Origin of the sequence: Thermobaculum terrenum ATCC BAA-798 (genome assembly GCF_000025005.1) — a bacterium.
GTDB classification, from domain to species: Bacteria; Chloroflexota; Chloroflexia; order Thermobaculales; family Thermobaculaceae; genus Thermobaculum; species Thermobaculum terrenum.
Genome location: NC_013525.1, coordinates 579819 through 599764, shown reverse-complemented (window position 1 = coordinate 599764; position 19946 = coordinate 579819). Strand labels below are relative to the sequence as shown.

Below are 19946 nucleotides of genomic sequence, written 5' to 3'. Positions count from 1 at the left end.
CAGGTGTACCCCCAATTCACATTGTGCCACACATGGTACCTTGTTGATAACGATTTAGTCCTCGTAGCTCAAAGAGATCTCTGTGCCATCCTGCGCTGCGATGGCGTTGGGGAATATCCTGCGAGCATTCTCTATGTACCTGGATGGATCCGCCATCATAGGGCTGTAATGAGTCAACCACAGAAGCCTTGCACCGGAAGCTGAGGCTACTTTTGCAGCTTCAGCAAAGGTCATGTGGGGCACATCCCAATCCTTAGGACGCATGCTTTCGTCCCCATACATGCCCTCGGATATGAGCAGGTCGGGAGGTTGGATCTTAGAAGCAAAGGACACAAGATCCTCAGTGAACCTGGTGTCGGTGATAAATACTAGCTTCAGCCCTTTTCTGGGCGGGCCCAGGACGTCTTGAGGTTGGATCTCTCTTTCACCCACAAAGACGCTCTCGCCTCGCTGGAGGCGCCCCCACAGATCTCGGGGAACCCCCAGGGAATTAGCTCTTTCTACGTCGAATTTGGGACTTCTTGGCACGTACAGAGAATAGGAAAGGCAAGGTACGTCGTGCTCCGTGGGACCAGCAAACAGCTTCAGATTATCTGTTACATCCACCTCATCTCCGACCTCAAGGGGAATGAAATAGACGGGATAGGGTAACCTTGGGGCAAAGACCCTGATAGACTCCAGCACGGGCAACACCGATGGCGGGCCAAAGATGCGGAGAGGCTCCTCAGCTCCCCTCTGGCTGAAAGCCAAAGTCAGTAGCAGTCCTGGCAGGCCCAGCACGTGGTCGGCATGTGAGTGCGTGAGCAGGATAGAGTCTATTCTCCTGATGCCCCAACCCTTAGCTCGAAGAGCTACCTGAGTGCCCTCCCCACAGTCTATGAGGAAGAGTTTGCCGCCGATCCTTATCAAGGCTGATGAAAGATACCTGCCTGGCAGGGGTAATGTCCCACTTGTTCCTAAGAGAGTAACATCAAGCATAAGATCAGCTGAAATCCTCAAATTATTGGCGATTCAATCACACACTATACCCTATAGACTGTAGCCTTGGCACACGCAATGCTCACGCTCACATCGGGAAGAATATCTCTGCAGGAGGTAAGAAGATGTCGATACAGAGATGGGATCCATTCAGAGAGATGATGAGTCTTCGGGACGCAGTCAACCGCTTGCTGGAGGAAAGCTTCGTGAGTCCCTCGCTACTGATGGGCACAAGGGAATCTTCCTTCCCGGTGGATATTGAAGAGACGGATGACAACTTCGTGCTGAGGGCATCCCTGCCAGGATACAAACCCGAGGAGATCAACGTATCCATAACTGGTGATACGCTCACGATCAGCGCCGAGCACAAGGAGGAAGGCGAGAGGAGAGAAGGTAGCTACCTGGTGAGAGAGCGCAGGCTTGGAAAGGTGACGCGTACGTTCACCCTGCCAACGAGGATAAGTGGCGACCAGGCCAGTGCCAAGTACGAGAATGGGGAGCTAGTACTCACTCTGCCGAAGGCTGAAGAGTCTAAGCCAAGGAGAATACAGATCACGACAGGTGCACAGACCTCTCAGCCATCTATAGAGCCTCAATCCACTACTCAGTAAGTTTAGCTCTGTGGCTGTGCCGGCCGGCACAGCCACAGATGCCCCTGGTTTTATATAAGCAAAACTAATACACTTTATTACGTACAACACCATAATATCCCGGGGGATATCAGTGACAGCTAGAGTTGAAGCTAGTATAAGGGAACCTGAAGATTTCCCACGAGAGGCCATCAAGTACCTGAGACCATTGGTAAACTACGCTCGCAGGCGCATTAGATATTACGAATCGACAGGCGAGCTCGCCCCAGGGTTCGTGCATCCGATAGAGGTTGTAGACCAGGCCCTTGTGGAGGCACTGCGCAGGTACCGAGAGTTACCTCCAGACAGCCCGCTGTACCCATGGCTTAGAAGGTTTGTAAGAAGAGTACTGAACAACCTGGTGAGGGAGGCTCGGCAGAGGCGCAGGGAGATTTCTCTCGAGCAACCGATAGGAGGTAACTACGACTCCGACTACCTGATGGAACGACCTATAAGGCTGATGGATGTACTCCCTGACCCAACAGCTCCGATCCCTGAGGAGATAATAGAGAGGCGGGAGTTCCAGTCAGCGCTGGCCAGCATAATTGGTCATCTGCCTGAATCCTGGAGGGAGCCATTCCTGATGCACGTGGTTGATGGTATGAGCGTAGAGGAGATAGCCCGCATCGAAGGGCAGAAACCAGAGGACATACGCTACAGGATAGAGCTGGCCAGGAATTACCTCAAGGAGATGCTGACCGAAGAGTACGAGGAGCTGGAAGGGTCTGCACCTTCTGAGGATATATTCTCCAAGGTGGAGAGCATGCACCTGGAAGATGAGCAGAGCAGGAAGATCCAACAGAAGCTAGAATCTGCTACAAAGGATATATCTAAAGCCTGAAGTTCGGATAGTGGAGAGAGGAAACCCTATGCGCTACAGATACCTGCGCTACCAGTACACGATCAGTGCTCCTTTTGATGATCTGAACGTCATGAGCGGGCTGCTGGGCATCCGGCAGCCCATGTTCCGACTGGGCTCCACAGTATGGCGGCCTATGACGGATATATGTGAGACGCCAAGACATATAAACATCATCGTCGAGCTCGCGGGTATAAAAGCCGAGGACATAGACGTCACCCTGTACGAGAACGCGCTAGTGGTCGAGGGCGAGAGAAGCATAAACATCTGCGGGGAGGATGGGGTGTACCGACACGCCGAGATTCGTCATGGGCCATTCCGACTGGAGATCGCCATTGCCACGAGTATAGATCCTGAGGGTGTCGAGGCAAACTACGATAACGGCATACTTCGCATCACGCTTCCCAAAGTAGCTGAGAACAATAGAAGCTAATGACCATGGAGGCTGATATGAACAATCAGGAACAGCCGGAGGCTAATATACCCAGCCTGTTGCCTGTGCTGCCTCTAAGGGATTCGGTGATATACCCCTTCGCGGTGCTGCCGATAGTTGTAGGGCAGGAAAGGTCCATACGCCTAGTAGACGACTCCATGAGAAGCCGAAGGCTGATCGTATTAGTAGCCCAAAGAAGCAGGAACGTCGAGCAGGCGGGGCCAGATGATATCTACAGGATAGGCACCGTAGCAACCATACATCACCTGGTCAGGGCACCCGATGGCACGCTGAGAATAGTGGTACAGGGCGTGCAGCGGGTGAGGATTCTAGATTTTATATCTACCCAGCCCTACCTGGTGGCCAGAATCGATCCTGCCCCGGACCAGACCGAGAACAACGTGGAGGAAGAAGCCCTCCGAAGGGTGGCCGTCGATCTGTTCCGCAGGATGGTGGAGATATCACCAGACCTGCCAAATGAGATTCTACCCACTCTGGACAGCATTCAGGACCCTATCCAAACCTTCTATTTCATTGCGGGAGCCATCCAGCTCGATGTCGACACCAGGCAGGAACTGCTTGAGCTGGAGCCTCTGGAAGTCAAGCTAAGAAGGCTGGTAGAGATCCTCCAGAAGGAGCTGTCGATAAGGGAGATAAGCCAGCGCATCCAGAGCGAGACGCAGGAGAGGCTTACCCAGGCCCAGAGGGAAGCTTACCTGAGAGAACAGTTGCGTACTATCCAGTCCCAGCTGGGAGAAGGTCCTGAGCAGTCCGAGGTCAACGAGCTCAGACGCAGGATCGAAGAGGCAGGACTACCCGAGGAAGCCAGAAAAGAAGCCGAACGGGAGCTGAACAGGCTGTCCACCATCCCCATGGCTTCACCAGAGTACGCTATCATCCGGACATATCTGGAGTGGCTGGCGGACCTGCCATGGAACAAACTCTCCGGAGGGACCATAGATACGCAGAGAGCCAGGGAGATCCTGGACGAGGACCATTACGACCTGGAAAAGGTAAAGGACAGGATAATAGAGCACCTGGCCGTGCGCAAGCTTAGAGAGCAGAGGGTAAGCAACCTCTCTGGCCAGGAAGGTACGGGTGAGCAAAACACAATACCTTCGGGATCTGGCGACACGCTGAGAGAACCAATACTGTGCTTTGTTGGTCCGCCGGGTGTTGGTAAGACCAGCCTGGGGCAGAGCATAGCCAGGGCGCTGGGGAGGAAGTTCATCCGCATGAGCCTGGGAGGCATAAGGGACGAAGCCGAGATACGAGGCCACCGCAGGACCTATATAGGAGCCATGCCAGGCAGAATTATCCAGGGTATGAGGAGGGTTGGCACCAAAGACCCAGTATTCATGCTGGACGAGATAGATAAGATAACAGTAGGTTTTCAGGGAGATCCCGCAGCTGCGCTGCTGGAGGTCCTCGACCCCGCACAGAACCACAGCTTTGTTGATAACTATCTGGGAGTGCCGTTTGATCTCTCGCAGGTACTGTTCATAGCTACGGCAAACACGCTGGATACCATCCCTGCGCCCTTGCTGGACAGGATGGAAGTAATACAGATATCGGGCTACACCGAGCAGGAGAAACTCTTTATAGCCCAAAGATACCTCATACCCAAGCAGATGCGAGCTCACGGCATCCAGGATAGCGAGCTAAGGTTCACCGAGGAATCCATCAGAAAGATCATCAGAGAATATACACAGGAGGCAGGAGTCAGGAACCTTGACAGGCAGATAGCAACGATCTGCCGCAAGGTGGCCAGGGCAATAGCAGACGGTGCGGCTCAGTCCATCGAGATCACCCCGGACAATCTGCAGGAATACCTGGGACATCCCAGACACTTCCATAGCACTGCCGAGAGGATAACGCGACCCGGTGTGGCCACTGGTCTGGCGTGGACACCCACAGGCGGAGAGATCCTGTTCATCGAAGCCACCATGATGCCAGACCCTCATCCCAGAGTAATACTCACAGGCATGCTAGGAGAAGTAATGAGGGAATCAGCGCAGATAGCTCTGTCCTACGTCCGGTCAGAGGCTGACCCTCTGGGGGTGAATCCAGACGCTTTCACGGGGAAGACTGTGCACATACACGTTCCTGCAGGGGCTATACCCAAGGACGGCCCATCTGCGGGGCTGGCCATCGTGGCTGCTCTGGCTTCCCTGGGCTCAAGCCGGCTCGTACGCAGCGACGTTGCCATGACTGGTGAGATCACGCTGAGGGGCAAGGTTCTTCCAGTGGGTGGCATAAAAGAGAAAGTGCTTGCTGCCCACCGAGCGGGGATCAAGACGGTGATCCTCCCCAAAGAAAACGAACAGGACCTGGAGGATATACCCCAAGAGCTGAGGGATCAGATGCGATTCGTGCTGGTAGACAACATCGAGGATGCCATGCAGGTCGCATTAACCGAGTTGCCGGTGCTTGAGGAAACCTGATGCATGACAGGTGTACAGATATGCCTGCTTAGGCATATCTGTACACGAAGCAACCAGCTCTATGAGGATACTGCCAGAAAATCCAGTTCCAGGCGGACCTCATCCGACACATTGGCCACAAACGGCACCTGAGGAATGCTTATTCCCCAGTCGGCATACTTGATAGTGGCCGTTGCCTTACCAGTTAGCCTGCTCTGGCTCTCGGGCTTGACGGTAACATCAAAAGTTACTTCCCTGGATACATCTTTGATCTTCAGGTCACCTGTGACCTTGAGGTTGTAGGTTCTGCCGATGGCAGGATCGCCTGGCAGGCCAGTGATCTCTCTGGGAGTGAAAGTTATGAACTCATAGCTGCTGGTCTCCAGGATCCTGTTCTGGATAGCTCGATCCCTCTGCGAGCTATCTGTCTGGAAAGTACGGGCGTTGATGCGTATGGTGCCCACACGAGTGGATGATACGTCGTTCGGATCTATGGATATCTGCCCTGCTACCTGGTTGGTGGTTCCCACGACCGTTTTGGGAGAGCCGTTCAAAACCTCATCTATGATGAACCTGGCCTGGGAGCCATCCTGACTGATGGTGAATACGCGGGCGTCAGTATCCCCGGAAGGCGTGGACACGGGATCAGCGGTTATGGGCCCACTTGGTGCTGCTGTGGGCTTAAGGTAGCTATAAGCCACTGCTGCTATGAGCAGCATGACCACCGACAATAGTGCAACTAACCTCTTCATCTATCCCCCTGCAAACCATTTTTGCCTATATGGTAAAGGGGGTGGTGACGCTGAAGCCACCACCCCCGTTGATGGCACAGGTTTACTAGCCTGACAAGCTGGATGGCCGCTCGGTGAGCGTTACCTCTTTGGTAATCGTCCTGCCATCCCTCCTTATAGTGAGCGTTATCTTATCTCCAGGCTTGTGCTCCCTCAGGAGCTCCACGAACATGCTCTCGTTGGTGATTCTCTGGCCATCTATGGCGATTATTATATCTCCTCTGCGCAGGCCAGCCTTCTCGGCCGGGGTACCAGGCTCGACGCTCGCGACGTATTGGCCCAGCACATGAGGCAGGTTCTCTATAACTGATACCTCAGGATACAGGAACTGCGTTCTTATCCCGATGTAGGGGTATACCACCTTACCTGTGCGTATGATCTCATCTGCCACTCTCTTGGCGGTGTTTATAGGTATGGCGAAGTTGATACCTTCAACCGTCACCCCCGACTCAGTGCTGCGCTGCCCCAGGGTGTTTATACCCACTACCTCGCCCTGCATGTTGAGCAGGGGGCCACCGCTATTGCCAGGGTTCACGGCAGCATCGGTCTGTATAAGCCCGAACAGGCTGTTGCCCGTCTGGGTGATTCCCGGGTAGTAACCAGGTTGCTCTGATATAGGCTCCTCTTCAGATCTGTTGAGAGCTGAAACCACACCGGTGGTGACGGTAGGGCCTCCCGGCAGGCCCAAAGCATTACCTATAGCCACTACAGGCTCACCCACCTGCAGCTTGGAGGAATCTCCCAGCCGCAGAGGCTTCAGGTTAGAAGCCTCGACTTTCAGCACTGCCAGGTCCGTGGTGGGATCGGCCCCTACGAGCCTGGCCGAGAGTATCCTGTTGTCCGGCAGCACAACCGTGATTTTATCAGCGCCTTCTATCACGTGGTTGTTGGTCAGTATGTGCCCTTGAGTGTCTATGATGAACCCCGAGCCGGTCGCATATCCTTGAGAGATACCCCTTATGTAACTGCCATCGGATGTCTGCTGGGCGATGATCTCAACGACCCCATCCTTTACTTCCTGCACCAGCTGGGGCACATTGAGCGTAGCGCTGGTCAGGCTGTAGAGCTGATTACCAGTACTGCCGTTGCTCGAGCTGCTTGTGTTGGTTGAAGCCACGGACGTCGCCGTAGGTGTAACGGTGGTACTACCAGTGGTTGCTGGTGCAAACTGGCATGCCGCTAGCAGGGGCAACATAACCAGCACCAACAGCAATCTCCTGATGCTGCCTTTCATGATTCTAGCCTCCATTGTGTGTTCCTGATCGTCTAGTTCAAATGTATCCCAGGCAAATCAGACGACCCTAATACCTGGATAAGAAAAACGTAAGAAATAGCGCCCGGTAAGAAGGAAAACTTCAGGGGTCTTGGCTTGTTAATTGCTACTGACTTTCTTACCAGCCTCTTATTGCATCCAGACCTGTTCCTTAGGTTGTGTGCGGACAATGGGGAGTAGATAAGGTTTCAGGAAGGTATGACAGAAAGGAGTGGATATGCAGAAGAGAATCGTCATGTACTCTAATCGTAACGAGATGGACAGAGGGATAAACAGGTTGACAGTCGAGGGCTGGATGGTGCAGTCCATAACTGCCCTTGAGTCCAGGAGCTACAGGGTGGAGTTCGTGCGCTCCTCTTACGAGGAGGAGAACCTGCAGGTCAACGCCCAGACTATAGCTCCGAGCGAGCCTCTATCCAGTTTCTCCTAGAGCCTGGTGGGGGCCTGTGGCCCCCACCTCCATACTCATATACTAACTGACTCTGATGTTCCCCATCATGGCCATATCCTCATGCTCAAGGTTGTGACAATGGAATACGTACTTGCCCTTGTAGCCGTCGAAACGCGCAAGGATCTCAACAGTATCTCCCTGGCCCATGTCCACCGTGTCCTTCCAGCCTGCATCGTAAGGACCGGGGGGTCCACCGTTGCGACTCAGCACCTGAAAATGAGCCAGGTGTAGATGCACTGGGTGGTGGACATTAGTGGTGATACGCCAAATCTCCGTGGCACCAAGCTCTACATCTGCATCTATCCTCATCGGATCAAATGGCTGACCATTGATGGTCCACATAGCTACGGGGGCTACAGATGTGTGGCTGCTGTTGCGAGCCACACCACGCGCAAAGACGAACCTCCTCCTTACCAAGGCATCTGAAGCTGCCAGCCTTTCGATCTCGGACAGCCTTGATGGGATTTGACTGTATTCATCCGCTTTCCCAGAGACTCTAAATTGCATTACTAAGGCGGTCTTGCCATTGCCCAGCTCATTTCTCAGGGTTATCACATCCCCTGACTGGTAGGCTGAGAAGTCGACGATCAGATCGTACCTCTCGGCCGGCGCTATTTCCAACTTGTGCAGTCTTACAGGCGATTCCAGGAGCCCGACATCACTACCTATCTGGGTGAAAGAATAACCTTCGGGGGGCGGTGGGTCGAGCACAAGCCTGTACCTTCGGGCGTTAGAAGCGTTCAGTACACGGAACCGGTAGCGCACACGAGAGACGTTCATGTAAGGCCAGGGAACTCCGTTTACCAGGATGACGTCTCCCAACACCCCATCCATGTATTCGTTGACGACTCCGGGCTGCCCCATCAGGGATGGGTCAACCGACGGATACATAAGAGATCCATCCTCGTCGAAAGACCTGTCACAGATCATGAGCGGGATATCCCTGTCCTCCGACGGCAAAGGCAGCGATCTCTCCTGGTCATCAGTAAGCAGGTAGAAACCTGCCAGCCCCCTGTAAACCTGTGGGCCGGTGAAATCCATCCGGTGATCGTGGTACCAGAGGGTGGCAGCCGGCTGCTGATTGGGATACTCATACGAGTATTCGCCGTGTCCTATGACCCTGAGGCTATGTCCTTCAAGCTGATGTATATGTGACTGGCCTGAGGGGAGAACCAGGTCCGTTGGATAGCCATCATGCTCAGGTGGCGTCTTACCTCCATGGAGGTGCACCACGGTAGGTATGGGCAGACGGTTTTGATGCGTAACCACCACTTTTCTGCCACTCGTAGCCCTGATAGTCGGCCCCGGGAACATACCGTTATACCCCCATATTTCTGTCCGCGAGCCAGGCAATATCTCTACACTGGCGGGCATCTGGACTACTCGATAGTAATCCGTATCCGAATCTCGCCTGACCGGCCTCAGGACAGGAGGTATCGGCAGAGGATTCTCAAACTCCCTGGGGAGAGGGATGCGGCTCTGCAAGCGGGTGCCTGTCAGGCCGACATCGAAGAACCTGTCAGCAAGCCTGGCCACACCACAACAGGTTCCACAGCAGGCCAGAAGCAGCCCCCCTGCTCCTATAGCCCCCATCTTCATAAACCGCCTGCGGGAGAGCCTCGCGCCGCTCATCAATCCCCTCCCAGAACTTCGCGCCACGAAGAGTAGGTAGCCAAAATGGCTATCAGGAATATCATCAACGCATTCACAGGGTGCAAGGCCGAGATGAAGGGGACCTCTCTTATGTTGGCGGTTGCGTACTGCACTATCAGCAACAGGAATAAACCTATGGAGGATAACCTGGCCCAGGCAGACATACGCCCTAACAGGGAGAACACTATAAGGAACAGAGGGATCCATTCAAACACATGCACAAGAGTGATGTGCCAGGTCCAGTACACGGGGGTATAAAAGACCGCCAGCCCTGCAAAGAACACCTGTAAAAGGACGAAGAGCGTAAATAGCGATATCAGGATGCTATAGAGCACCGCACTTACACGTGACATATTCGCAGCTTGCCTCCCATTTATTACGAGATTAGTTCGAGGAAAGCAGCCCCAACGAACCAGGCAGCTTTCGGTGGCATGCTAGCGAATGAACCGGTTGGCAAATAATCCACCAAAGGGTAGATTTCGGTGGTTTAGAGGGGTTGAAATGCGGATTGATGGAGGTTTATCTGATGAGTCCGAGCTCTCGGGCGCGGGAGAGAGCTTCTACCCTGTTCTTGGCACCCAGCTTTCTGTAGATGTTATTTACATGACTTTTGACGGTGCCAACTGCAACGTACAGCTCCCTCGCTATCTCGCTGTTGGTATGACCAGAGGCCATGAGGGAAAGGATCTCAAGCTCGCGTTCGCTCAGGGGTTCCAGCAGATCCTGGTTTTGAGTCTGGCCTGCGGCAGGTGGTGCCTCCGGCAGATACTGGGGTTTGACACGATTTTCCAGCGTCTCAGCAGCTGGATAATAAGCCCTTAGGTAGAGGTCAGAGTCGGTCTCAGAACGAGCAAGCACACCCTCTCCCACCAGGGACTCCAGCACAGACCGGGAATCTTTAAGCGACATCCCGGTAGATGAGGCAAGCTGAGCGGGAGTAATTGTGCTACTCTGATGAAGAATCCTGACTATCCTGGCCATGGTGACAGGGTCTTTGCCTGTTGATCTCCCTCTAGCACCCAATAAAATTGCTAGCAGCAGCGCCGTGGCACAGAGGGGGAAGATCCACCAGAAGCTGGAAAGGGGCGCCAGAGTAACGGCTACCAGCCCGGTAAGGAGGATATAAGTTATAAGCAGAGCCAGATCTAAAGTACGTATGCCGTTTGAGGTCATAACATTCCTTAAGGGTAAATTTATAAGATAAGACCGAAAAAGTTATCCTTATTATAGTGCCAAAAGGCAGTTGACATTTATGCCGAACACGTCTTTGAAAAAGCTGGCCTACAGAGCTTTACCATTAGCCATAATCCTGGGGGCATCGATCCTACCTCTTTACTGGTTCAGCAAGTACATGATAATCCGGCCAGATAGTGCCTGGTATCTGCTGCAGGGGTTCAACCTCCTGTCAGGCAGAGGCTACACGGTCTTCGATCAACTGCCAATGCCGCTGCGCGGTCCAGTGCTGCCGTTCGTAGTGGGCACGTTGAGCATGCTTCTGGGTAACGATCCCATGCAGGTTGCCTGGGGCATGAAACTACTCTCTCTGGCTAACCCACTGATCATATTCCTGATCACATCGCGGCTGAGCGGCTATTGGGCAGGCTGCCTGGCGGCACTCCTGTGGAGCTTCCTTGGTATCTCGGGACACCTGGAGCACGCGTTCACGGTCGATAGCCTGCTGCTGACGTTCGTCCTGCTGCAGCTGGCCATAATCTTGTCCGATGTGGAGTCACCCAGGGCCTGGAAGCCTATAGTCTCGGGACTACTGCTTGCGTTGGCCGTCCTTACGAAGGAGACGGCAATGGTACTCCTGCCTGTGGGCATTATCTACTGCCTGTTGATGTGCAGAGGCTTCAGATGGCTCGTGCTGCACTACGCGGCCGCGGCGATCGCCTGTGCCCCGTGGTGGGTGTGGGTGTGGCTGAAGGTGAGGGAGATATACCTCTTCTCCAGCACTCAGGAGACGCTCTTACGATTTCGCTTGCAGGAGTGGATCGTATACATCCCCCTCCTGCTGGTGGCGTGTATCCTGGTGGCAGTTGTATTGAGCCGGCGCGGGCTGCGCCTGAAGGCCACCTGGTACGACCTATCAGGTTACCGACTGGCTGGTTACCGGCAGGGCGCGGCAGGAGTCGTCAATGGATGCTGGGTGTTAGCGGTCAGCTGGATGCTGCTCAGAGGCGCTGAGGGCGAAGTCTACAATACCAGTACCTGGAGCTATATATGGGATGTGCTGCGCCCGGAGTTTCATTTGTGGATACTCGTACCTCTGGCCTATGTGTTCGCCCTCAGACAGTCGTTCGCCAAGAAACCATCCTGGGTGGTCTACACCCACTACATGTTCCTGTGGACGCCGCTGGCCCTGCTATTGATGGTTATCAAGCTTGCGCCTCGTCAGTGGCTGGTCTATCAGGCTCTGGTCTACATAGCGATCGCGGCAGTGATATTCACTTTGGCAAGGAGAGCGATTACCCTCCTGCGGGACAATAACCAATTCGTGGGCAAGGTGGCAGGGGCCCTGAGCCTGGCAATGCTCGTGGCACTGCTGACCTTGACCGGCACATCGCAAGTCAGGGCTCTTACCTCTCCTCCAGAGGGCTATAACATATGGGAGACGAACGTGCAGGCAGAGATGGCCCTCTATCGATGGCTATCTAACAACGTGCCCGAGGGGGAGTCGCTGGTCATCGCCACACACGACCGTAAGGCGTCGCACCAGCTCAACTTGACCGCCTTCCTGACGGCCAGGGACTACAGGTGGGTGCCACTACAAATACGACGTGTGAAGATCGGTAAGCTGCTGAACCGCAGCTATAGTAGGCTCACCACGCCGGTGTGGTTAGACAGCCAGTACTACTGCTCCTTCCGGTATCTCTCGGTTGCGGCGGTGCTGCGTCAGATGTCAGCTGCGGATGCGGAATACATAGTCGTCCCGCTGAGGGCCAACTCCTACCCTGGGAACAACGCGCTGGTAAGATCCATGCTGCGGACAGGACTCTTTGATCTGTCGTACTACCGTACCGTCACATTGTATAGCCCGGAAGAGCACAAGGACATCCAGCTAACACACGTGGTCCTCAGGCGCAATGGCCTCAAGCTGGGCAAAGCGACGGAGGTACCCACTATCCTTGATAGCTCCACGCTCGAGCGCCTTGGAGAGTGCGCAGCCGAGTCGGCCGGTGACAACTCCGAGCTGGCGATAGTGCTCGCGCTACCTAACGGCATGACGCTTCAACAATTCACCCCGGAAGGCAAAGCCGAGTACCAGGAGATATGGAGATGGGCTTACAGCTCAACCACTCCCCAGCCCGGCAGGTGAGTTCGACTATTCCACCCTCTATCAGCCGTGACTCACCAGTACATCAAAGCTCCGCCCGGTGCCTGGCAGCCAATGCCTGCGCGTGGTGGGGACGACCTGTCGCTCTCAGGCGCTCGATGTAGGCAGGTAGCTCTCCTCGGGTGTAGTAGGGACCACCCTCCCGCAGCACCGTCATCATCGGGTCGACATCATGCAGGCTGGTAGCGGCCATATCGCTGTACCACTGCTCCAGCATCCCCATAGCACGGTCGACTATCTGGGGCATCTCACCCGACAGGTCATGTTCCTCATGAGGATCCCGGGAGAGGTCGAACAGCATCAGAGGCTGCAGCTGCTTGTAGCCATCATGATAGGTGCGCAGACAGATATAGTTATCAAACCGGACTGATCTCTGGCAGGACCAGGTGTTCTGGCTTATGACAAGGTATGGACGGCCAGCTTCTGTCCCGGATCTGAAGGCTTCAGCGAAGGACGTGCCATCCCAATTATCCGGCACCTGCCCTCCCAACAACTCTAGGAGCGTAGCCGCCCAGTCGTACTGATAATGCAGTGCTCTATCCACACGCGGAGAGCTCGTAAGACCAGGCCAGCGGACTATCAACGGCACCCTGCAGGTGAACTGATCCGCCGTCTGGTGATCTCCCCAGACATTTAGCTCCCCCAGGTTCTCGCCGTGGTCAGCACCTATGATGACGACCGTTTCATCCAGGACTCTGAGCTCATCCAGCACGCTCAGCAATCTGCCCACATGCTCATCCGCATACCTGACACCCACGTCGTAGCCGTCTATCCACATCCTGACAGCTTCCATGGAATCGATCTGGGCGGGAACTCTTGGGTACCTGAGATGAAAATCTTCCTGACCCCAGCCAGAGGGTTCCTGTGCGCTATGTGGACCATAGCCCTCCCAGCACCTCTGGCGAACCTCTTCCGTCAGCCAGCTGGGCAGAGGCTCACCCTCGAAGGGATTCTCGAACTCCACAGGTGTGCGGTAGGGAGTGTGAGGATCCCAGTAGTTGATGTGCAGGAACCAGTTATCGGACTGGGCATTGCGCTGGAGCCAGTCAACCGCGACAGGGGTAACCTCATCAGCGACATCCATCCCCCTCTTCCCAGGGTTGTAGATCTCAGTAAAGCCAGCGTACCAGTGCCATGCGGAATGTCGCTCACCAAAGGAGCTAACGGTGACGGTGCGCATGCCGAGGCTGCGCAGCAGAGCCATCCAGCCTGTCCTGTCGAACAGGTCTCGGTGGCCGCGATTCGGGCCCTCACGAAATGGTTCGGAGGCAACTCCACCGTGATTGACCACGCCAGTATGAAAACCAGAGCGACCACTCCACAGAGCAGTGCGTGAAGGCAGGCAGGGAGCATCGGAGATGTAGCAGTTCTGGAAGACCACCGCCTCGCGAGCCAGCGAATCGATGTTTGGGCTGGTATTCCTGTGGTAGCCATAGCAGCCCAGATGGTCAGGACGCAGGCTATCTATATCTACATAGAGCACACGCATAAGCACCCCCCTTCAAGTCGTTCCACAGATCAATCGGCGTGCTTACATCCTAACACAATGGCTACTGCACGCCCCGGAGACAATCCGTATTATCCTGACTGGAGATGCAGCTGTAACCGGGATAACAGCCACCCGTCCACAGTGGCCAGGGGAACTTTCCCGCTCTCTAATGGGGCATTAGTGAGCTGCCAGGGGAGGGATGAAAGCTGCACAGATCACGCCCGCACCGTCGGTTCACCCCCACGCGTGTGGGGACAATGGCATCGCCCGCAGGCCGACGGGCGCCGTGAGCGGTTCACCCCCACGCGTGTGGGGACAATGCACATATATGTAGTTCTCCCAGTCGAGTTTGCGGTTCACCCCCACGCGTGTGGGGACAATCGCAGGTAGCCCGTGCGCACGGGGGCGTGCATCGGTTCACCCCCACGCGTGTGGGGACAATTCCGCGAGGCTACCGCCTGGACCCGCGCCCTGCGGTTCACCCCCACGCGTGTGGGGACAATGGCATCGCCCGCAGGCCGACGGGCGCCGTGAGCGGTTCACCCCCACGCGTGTGGGGACAATCCTTCGGAATCCGTCGAGATGGCGCGTGAGGACGGTTCACCCCCACGCGTGTGGGGACAATGTTCAGGCGGGCAAACACCGCCCGCACGGTGCCGGTTCACCCCCACGCGTGTGGGGACAATGCCTGGCGGGCGGGAGTGAGGAGTTGGCCGGACGGTTCACCCCCACGCGTGTGGGGACAATGTGGCAACGACCACATGATCCGCTGGGCGTGCGCGGTTCACCCCCACGCGTGTGGGGACAATCTGCAGGAGGGGCAGGGAGGCGCTGTGAAGGTCGGTTCACCCCCACGCGTGTGGGGACAATCTTTTGGCTGCCTCCATGCCCTGAGCCTTGGCCGGTTCACCCCCACGCGTGTGGGGACAATTACCAGCGGGAGGGGCAGAGCCGGGCGAGGTACGGTTCACCCCCACGCGTGTGGGGACAATTTCCCCTTCTTGGCCTGCGATCCCAGCAGCATCGGTTCACCCCCACGCGTGTGGGGACAATCTGGGCCTGCGAGAGCGCCTGCAGGTCCTGTTCGGTTCACCCCCACGCGTGTGGGGACAATAGCGTCGGGCTCGCACTCCGGGCACACGGGCCCGGTTCACCCCCACGCGTGTGGGGACAATCACTGCAGCGCTGGGGGCAGGTGCTGGGCCGGCGGTTCACCCCCACGCGTGTGGGGACAATTCTGCAGCGCCACCCCCGACAGCGCGCCCGCGCGGTTCACCCCCACGCGTGTGGGGACAATGGTGGTCACGACCACCACGTCCGCTTACAGGCCGGTTCACCCCCACGCGTGTGGGGACAATACTTGCTAACTCCGCATTCTACCTGGGGGTTTTGTTTAGATACCCCGTTTGGTATCAGTCAGCCCCTACTCTACAACCCTCCGCCCAGGCTGTCAAGATACCCCCAACATGCCCAGGCTCCACTCCATGCAAGGGCACAAACCCTTATTCCCGATTTCCCGGTTCTTAAGTAATCGGGAATTCGGGAATTTCTCCCCGAGTCCCTGGAGGAGTGCGCCTGCCCCCCCACCCCCCTCCGGGGGACTGCCCCAGGCGGGATGCCTCTCATGGAGAGTGGTCTCCCCACCCCACTCCCCTGTGGATCTTCCACCACGCAGTGGTGAGGGAGTCTTTGTGTTATGGAGAGGGGATCTCTCCAGACCTCTCCCTTGGGGCACCCCAGGGCTGGGTGTATGGGGTATTCATGGAGCAGACTCTCCACACCGCTCCCTCTGTTGGATCACCCAGGGACTGGGTGTGTTAGGGATTCATGAGAGGGGACTCTCCACCCCACTCCTCTGTGGATCACCCAGGGCTGGGTGTGTTAGGGATTCATGGAGAGGAGGGGGACGGGAGTCGCCGCCCCTCCTCTCCATGGCCTCACCACCCCCCACAAAGCTGCACCATAGTGCCATCCAGGGAGGTCGTGGAGAACATATGAGTGCTCTGAGGTGTCCTGCTCTGTCCCAGGGACCCCCTCTCCCCTAGCCCCTCTCCCACCACTGGAGAGGGGGACGCTGAGTGGTGTCCAGGGGACTGGGATATGGGGTAGGGATTAGTGGAGTCCAGGAGGGTAGTTTGGGGATGGGAGTGTGAGGGTGGGGTGGTGAGAGATGCGAGTTGCTGCTCCCTGGGGGCGAGAGGGGCGAGGGGATCACGGTGCAGAGTGGGGCCTGGAGGGGTTAGGGAGGGTTCAGGGAAGGGAGTGGAGTGTGCTATGAGGGGCAGGGGGCGGGAGTCATCCAGCGTTATGGTAAATTCCCGATTTCCCGATCCCTTAACAATCGGGAAATCGGGAATTAGGGGTGTGGGGGTCGGTGTGCTGTTGGTGAGGTGTACCTTCCTGCAGGGGATATGGCGGCACTGGCTGGCAGCTCCCACCAGTGGGCACAACCCCCGCATGAGGTGCCCTGCCACGGGAAGACGCTCCCTGCATACAGGATCTGCCTGAAAGCTGCCAGCTGGTATGGCGCGTCACTCCCTGGTGTAGCAGTCCTGCCTTGTGCCTCCGCAGTCCACCAGCTTCACTGCCTGAGGGGTGCCCGCTGGAGGCAGGTGAGGGCAGGGTATGCCTTCCGATGGGAGTAGATGTTATGGTAAATTCCCGATTTCCCGATTCTTAAGTAATCGGGAAATCGGGAATTGCTTCGAAAGGGTCCGTCGTGAGAGGGGTGCATGGGGCCTGGGGGCTGGAGGTGACCCTGCGCTGAGGAGTAATTAGAAGTAGATATATCAAGGCCTGCGTGTGGCCCGGGAGTGAGGTGTCGGGGCCAGAGGAGGCCGCCTGTCCCACGATGGACTGAAGCCTGGCAGGACCAGAGGTGCCCCTTGCCTCCACCCACTCCCTGGGATTGCTCCGCAGGAAGCAACGCCACAGACGGATGCCTGAGCGCAGGGTCATGAGGACTTCCCTCAGGCGATGCTACCACCATGGTGCGGGGGATCACTCATCTACAGCATTATGGTAAATTCCCGATTTCCCGGTCTCTTAACAATCGGGAATTCGGGAATAAGGGTGGTGGGTGTGGGGTATCCCTGAGGGCGAGCTGTTGGGGAGGCCGCTGTGGGGCTGTGTGGTAGCGCAGCTGGGAGCTTTGAGTGCAAGGCCATGGCAGGCACCAGGGACTACAGGGGCAGGGTACGCTCTGGGAGTCCACTGCCTATGGAGTGGAGGCAGGATCTGCCCACGCCTCACACCTGGGTGCTCGAGACCTCCCCGTGGTGCAAGCCCGCAGGGAGCACTTATGACTAATTCCCGATTTCCCGGTCCCTAAAGAATCGGGAATTCGGGAAGAAGGGTGCTACATGAAGGGGGTCATGGATTGGCGGGGAAGGGCTCGGAGGATTGTGAGCTGGGGGTGCAGGGCTGGGGAGGGATATGCGGGAGCCACCTCCTCAGGGGACGTGGGGGAGCTGGGAGGTGCTGGAGCCTCGGGGCAGCTCCCGGGGCAGGGGACCCTGGAAGGCAAAGGGGAAGGGATAGGGGCTGGAAGGGTCTGCCTCCCGCTTGCTCACCTGCTCCGTGGGTGCCTGTGCATGTGAGGGGTGTGGTCACGGGGAGTGCCAGGCAACCTCTACGATCCCCAAGGCAGGATAGATGTTATGACTAATTCCCGATTTCCCGATCCCTTAACAATCGGGAATTCGGGAATAAGTGGTTGTGGTCTTGCATGGAGGGATGGGACACGTGGGATCGTGGAGGTGGGGCGCAGAGCGCTGTGAGAGCTATCCCCTGCTGGAAGGGCGCTACCGGTGAAGGTGGCAGCGTCATGCGTGGTCCTGAGGATCCGGCAGGGGCCATAAGAGCGGTGGGGGGAGCGGGCCAGATGCCTGGAAGTGGGCACTCGCGGGGTCAGTTGGGTCCTGGCAGGGATGATGGACTGGAAGGTGGGGTGGAGGCGAGTGGATGGCAGGCAGAGCTTGCAGGCCATGAAAGCTGCTACTAGACTTCCGGCTGGCGGTGGTCGTGAGATCAGGTGATGGGGCAGTTGGGACTGAGGGTTCGGCACAGGGAGAGTACATTGGGTCAACATAGAGGACGGTAAGTGTTATGGTAAATTCCCGATTTCCCGATCCCTTAACAATCGGGAAATCGGGAATTAGTGGCTGTGGCCTCTGCCAGACCACTACCGGCAGTGGCTCAGTGGGGACCTGCAGGGGCCGGGACTGCGTGGTACTCTCAGGTGCAGTCCAGGGGATGCCTCCCGGCATGGAGTCAAGGTGATGCCTCCAGGCATGGATGGCGGGGATGCACCCTGTTGCCACCTGACCACAAATAGACAGGGCTGTAGGTGCCCCCGGGCATGTGGCAGGGGTGCTGGGAGGTGCGGAGCTATCTGAGGTATCTGGGATGCACGGTCCTCCTGCCAGTCAGGCCACAAGGCCAGGTGTTCCAGCAGCTATCTGGGATACGTGGAGGGTAGTAATTATATATTATATATGCCCTACTTTTGCTATAGGACATTGCTGCCTCCATGCCTCCACCAGAGCCGGACAGGAAGACCCACAGCCTGGTGGCTTACCCAGCCAGTGCTGCCTCCAAGCCTCCACTACACCAGGGTATACCCTCCTCAGGAGGTGCAAACATACAGGTCCTCAGGGTCCCCCTGGGAGCATGGTGCGGCTGGCAGGCCTGTCCTCACACCGGGGCAGAAGCTTGCAGGCCCTCAGCGACCGGGGGGAGACAGGGCCCCTGGTATCCCCCATAAGGCATGCCCCCTACCCCACATCGCTCCAGGCAAGCCCAAAGCACAGGACGTCTACATGGGACCGTTCGACCCTGGCATCTTCCCGTGCTTGCCTGGGAGGCCAGGGCGCACAGGAAGACCCACACGAGCCCCAGGGCATCCATCTCCCCGGAAGCTCCCTTCGACCCGGAGCAGGTGAGGAGAGCGGTACCCACCCCTCCCTGCTCCCCCCAATTGCGGGACACCTGCACCCCCAGCGCCCCCACGTGAGCCCCCAGGGGGCTTTGGAAGAGCACCACCAGGCCACACGTGCCCGAGGTCATGCCCCGCCCCTGCTGGATGCGCAAGGGGCCCTGGCAACGATCTCGGGGGTACAGGCGAGCACCTCGGGCACGCGCACGAGAGGTACCCTGGAACCCCTGCCAAGGACATGCCCTCCAGGCGTGATGTGAGGGCTATTGCCCAAGGGGCGTGCAAGCTCCCCAACGACAGCCCTCACCCCTGTGGGTTGCGGGCTATTGCCGGGCTCATGGGAGAGCTCCTGCGCCACTGTTGCCGCCCACGCCTGCAGGGGAGCGTGAGGGATCACCTCCCCCCTTATCACGTCACCACTCCCCCTCCATGCCACCAGCTTGTCGGGCTATTGCTTGAGCCCATGACATCACCACTCCCCTTACAGAGCATCAGGGCAAGGGTTATTGCCAGCTCATAGCATGGCCACTCCCTCCAGGCCACGAGTTCGCGGGATCACTCCCCGGCTCATGGCAACACCATGACCACACCCTCAGGGCCATAGAGCCACCCCTACACCACTTCCCACCCGGGACTACACCCGGGCAGGCACGGCTGGCCTCCACCCCCCAAGACCTCAGGGTACACACCCCAC

General features: G+C 57.0%; 18 protein-coding genes and 1 CRISPR repeat array. Of the genes, 8 read left to right on the top strand and 10 right to left on the bottom strand.

The window, feature by feature from the left end; translation table 11 throughout:
- Positions 1 to 54: 54 nt before the first annotated feature.
- Positions 55 to 978: a ribonuclease Z gene (locus tag TTER_RS02685; RefSeq protein ID WP_012874493.1), complete on the bottom strand. Its 924-nt coding sequence runs from the start codon at positions 976 to 978 to the stop codon at positions 55 to 57.
- Between the two features lie 125 nt (positions 979 to 1103).
- Here TTER_RS02685 and TTER_RS02680 point away from each other — a divergent pair, with 125 nt between their 5' ends.
- From TTER_RS02680 to lon, 4 genes are all read left to right on the top strand, one after another.
- A complete protein-coding gene (locus TTER_RS02680; RefSeq protein WP_012874492.1) occupies positions 1104 to 1589 on the top strand; it encodes an Hsp20/alpha crystallin family protein in 486 nt (161 codons plus the stop codon).
- A gap of 112 nt (positions 1590 to 1701) precedes the next feature.
- Positions 1702 to 2448: an RNA polymerase sigma factor gene (locus TTER_RS02675; protein ID WP_012874491.1), complete on the top strand. Its 747-nt coding sequence runs from the start codon at positions 1702 to 1704 to the stop codon at positions 2446 to 2448.
- Positions 2449 to 2476: 28 nt separating this feature from the next.
- Complete coding sequence (locus TTER_RS02670) at positions 2477 to 2899, top strand: Hsp20/alpha crystallin family protein (protein ID WP_012874490.1); 423 nt, start codon at positions 2477 to 2479, stop codon at positions 2897 to 2899.
- A 17-nt stretch (positions 2900 to 2916) separates the two neighbouring features.
- Positions 2917 to 5343 (top strand): endopeptidase La, encoded by a 2427-nt coding sequence (lon, locus tag TTER_RS02665; RefSeq protein WP_012874489.1) that lies wholly within the window; start codon positions 2917 to 2919, stop codon positions 5341 to 5343.
- 59 nt (positions 5344 to 5402) lie between these two features.
- Here the strand turns inward: lon and TTER_RS02660 are convergent, their stop codons facing one another.
- Together TTER_RS02660 and TTER_RS02655 are read right to left on the bottom strand one after the other, a co-directional pair.
- Entirely contained in the window at positions 5403 to 6074 is a 672-nt protein-coding gene (locus tag TTER_RS02660; RefSeq protein ID WP_012874488.1) for a YceI family protein, read from the bottom strand.
- 85 nt (positions 6075 to 6159) lie between these two features.
- Positions 6160 to 7347: a S1C family serine protease gene (locus TTER_RS02655; RefSeq protein ID WP_012874487.1), complete on the bottom strand. Its 1188-nt coding sequence runs from the start codon at positions 7345 to 7347 to the stop codon at positions 6160 to 6162.
- A gap of 256 nt (positions 7348 to 7603) precedes the next feature.
- Here TTER_RS02655 and TTER_RS02650 point away from each other — a divergent pair, with 256 nt between their 5' ends.
- Positions 7604 to 7816, top strand: a complete 213-nt coding sequence (locus tag TTER_RS02650; RefSeq protein WP_012874486.1) for a hypothetical protein — start codon at positions 7604 to 7606, stop codon at positions 7814 to 7816.
- A gap of 42 nt (positions 7817 to 7858) precedes the next feature.
- On the opposite strand, the gene TTER_RS02645 is transcribed toward TTER_RS02650, so the two are convergent.
- The 3 genes from TTER_RS02645 to TTER_RS14545 all read right to left on the bottom strand — a co-directional run bounded on the left by TTER_RS02645 (position 7859) and on the right by TTER_RS14545 (position 10663).
- Positions 7859 to 9469, bottom strand: coding sequence for a multicopper oxidase domain-containing protein (locus TTER_RS02645; protein ID WP_012874485.1), 1611 nt, complete (start codon positions 9467 to 9469; stop codon positions 7859 to 7861).
- Complete coding sequence (locus TTER_RS02640) at positions 9469 to 9843, bottom strand: DUF6220 domain-containing protein (RefSeq protein ID WP_012874484.1); 375 nt, start codon at positions 9841 to 9843, stop codon at positions 9469 to 9471. The genes TTER_RS02645 and TTER_RS02640 overlap by 1 nt, the downstream gene beginning before the upstream one ends.
- Before the next feature lie 166 nt (positions 9844 to 10009).
- Positions 10010 to 10663: a response regulator transcription factor gene (locus TTER_RS14545; RefSeq protein ID WP_012874483.1), complete on the bottom strand. Its 654-nt coding sequence runs from the start codon at positions 10661 to 10663 to the stop codon at positions 10010 to 10012.
- 79 nt (positions 10664 to 10742) lie between these two features.
- On the opposite strand from TTER_RS14545, the gene TTER_RS02630 reads away from it, so the two are divergent.
- Complete coding sequence (locus TTER_RS02630) at positions 10743 to 12809, top strand: ArnT family glycosyltransferase (protein ID WP_012874482.1); 2067 nt, start codon at positions 10743 to 10745, stop codon at positions 12807 to 12809.
- A 43-nt stretch (positions 12810 to 12852) separates the two neighbouring features.
- On the opposite strand, the gene TTER_RS02625 is transcribed toward TTER_RS02630, so the two are convergent.
- Positions 12853 to 14316 (bottom strand): sulfatase family protein, encoded by a 1464-nt coding sequence (locus TTER_RS02625; protein ID WP_012874481.1) that lies wholly within the window; start codon positions 14314 to 14316, stop codon positions 12853 to 12855.
- Between the two features lie 230 nt (positions 14317 to 14546).
- Positions 14547 to 15674: a CRISPR direct-repeat array (repeat unit 29 nt; unit sequence CGGTTCACCCCCACGCGTGTGGGGACAAT).
- A 1318-nt stretch (positions 15675 to 16992) separates the two neighbouring features.
- On the bottom strand, positions 16993 to 17274 hold the full coding sequence (locus TTER_RS02610; protein WP_012874479.1) for a hypothetical protein: 282 nt from the start codon (positions 17272 to 17274) through the stop codon (positions 16993 to 16995).
- A 162-nt stretch (positions 17275 to 17436) separates the two neighbouring features.
- Here TTER_RS02610 and TTER_RS02605 point away from each other — a divergent pair, with 162 nt between their 5' ends.
- Together TTER_RS02605 and TTER_RS02595 are read left to right on the top strand one after the other, a co-directional pair.
- A complete protein-coding gene (locus TTER_RS02605; RefSeq protein ID WP_012874478.1) occupies positions 17437 to 17625 on the top strand; it encodes a hypothetical protein in 189 nt (62 codons plus the stop codon).
- Positions 17626 to 18043: 418 nt separating this feature from the next.
- Positions 18044 to 18319 (top strand): hypothetical protein, encoded by a 276-nt coding sequence (locus TTER_RS02595; protein ID WP_041424317.1) that lies wholly within the window; start codon positions 18044 to 18046, stop codon positions 18317 to 18319.
- A gap of 692 nt (positions 18320 to 19011) precedes the next feature.
- Here TTER_RS02595 and TTER_RS02590 read toward each other — a convergent pair.
- Together TTER_RS02590 and TTER_RS02585 are read right to left on the bottom strand one after the other, a co-directional pair.
- On the bottom strand, positions 19012 to 19383 hold the full coding sequence (locus TTER_RS02590) for a hypothetical protein (protein WP_041424316.1): 372 nt from the start codon (positions 19381 to 19383) through the stop codon (positions 19012 to 19014).
- A complete protein-coding gene (locus tag TTER_RS02585) occupies positions 19380 to 19664 on the bottom strand; it encodes a hypothetical protein (protein ID WP_041424315.1) in 285 nt (94 codons plus the stop codon). Before TTER_RS02585 ends, TTER_RS02590 begins: the two co-directional genes overlap by 4 nt.
- Positions 19665 to 19946: the final 282 nt, after the last annotated feature.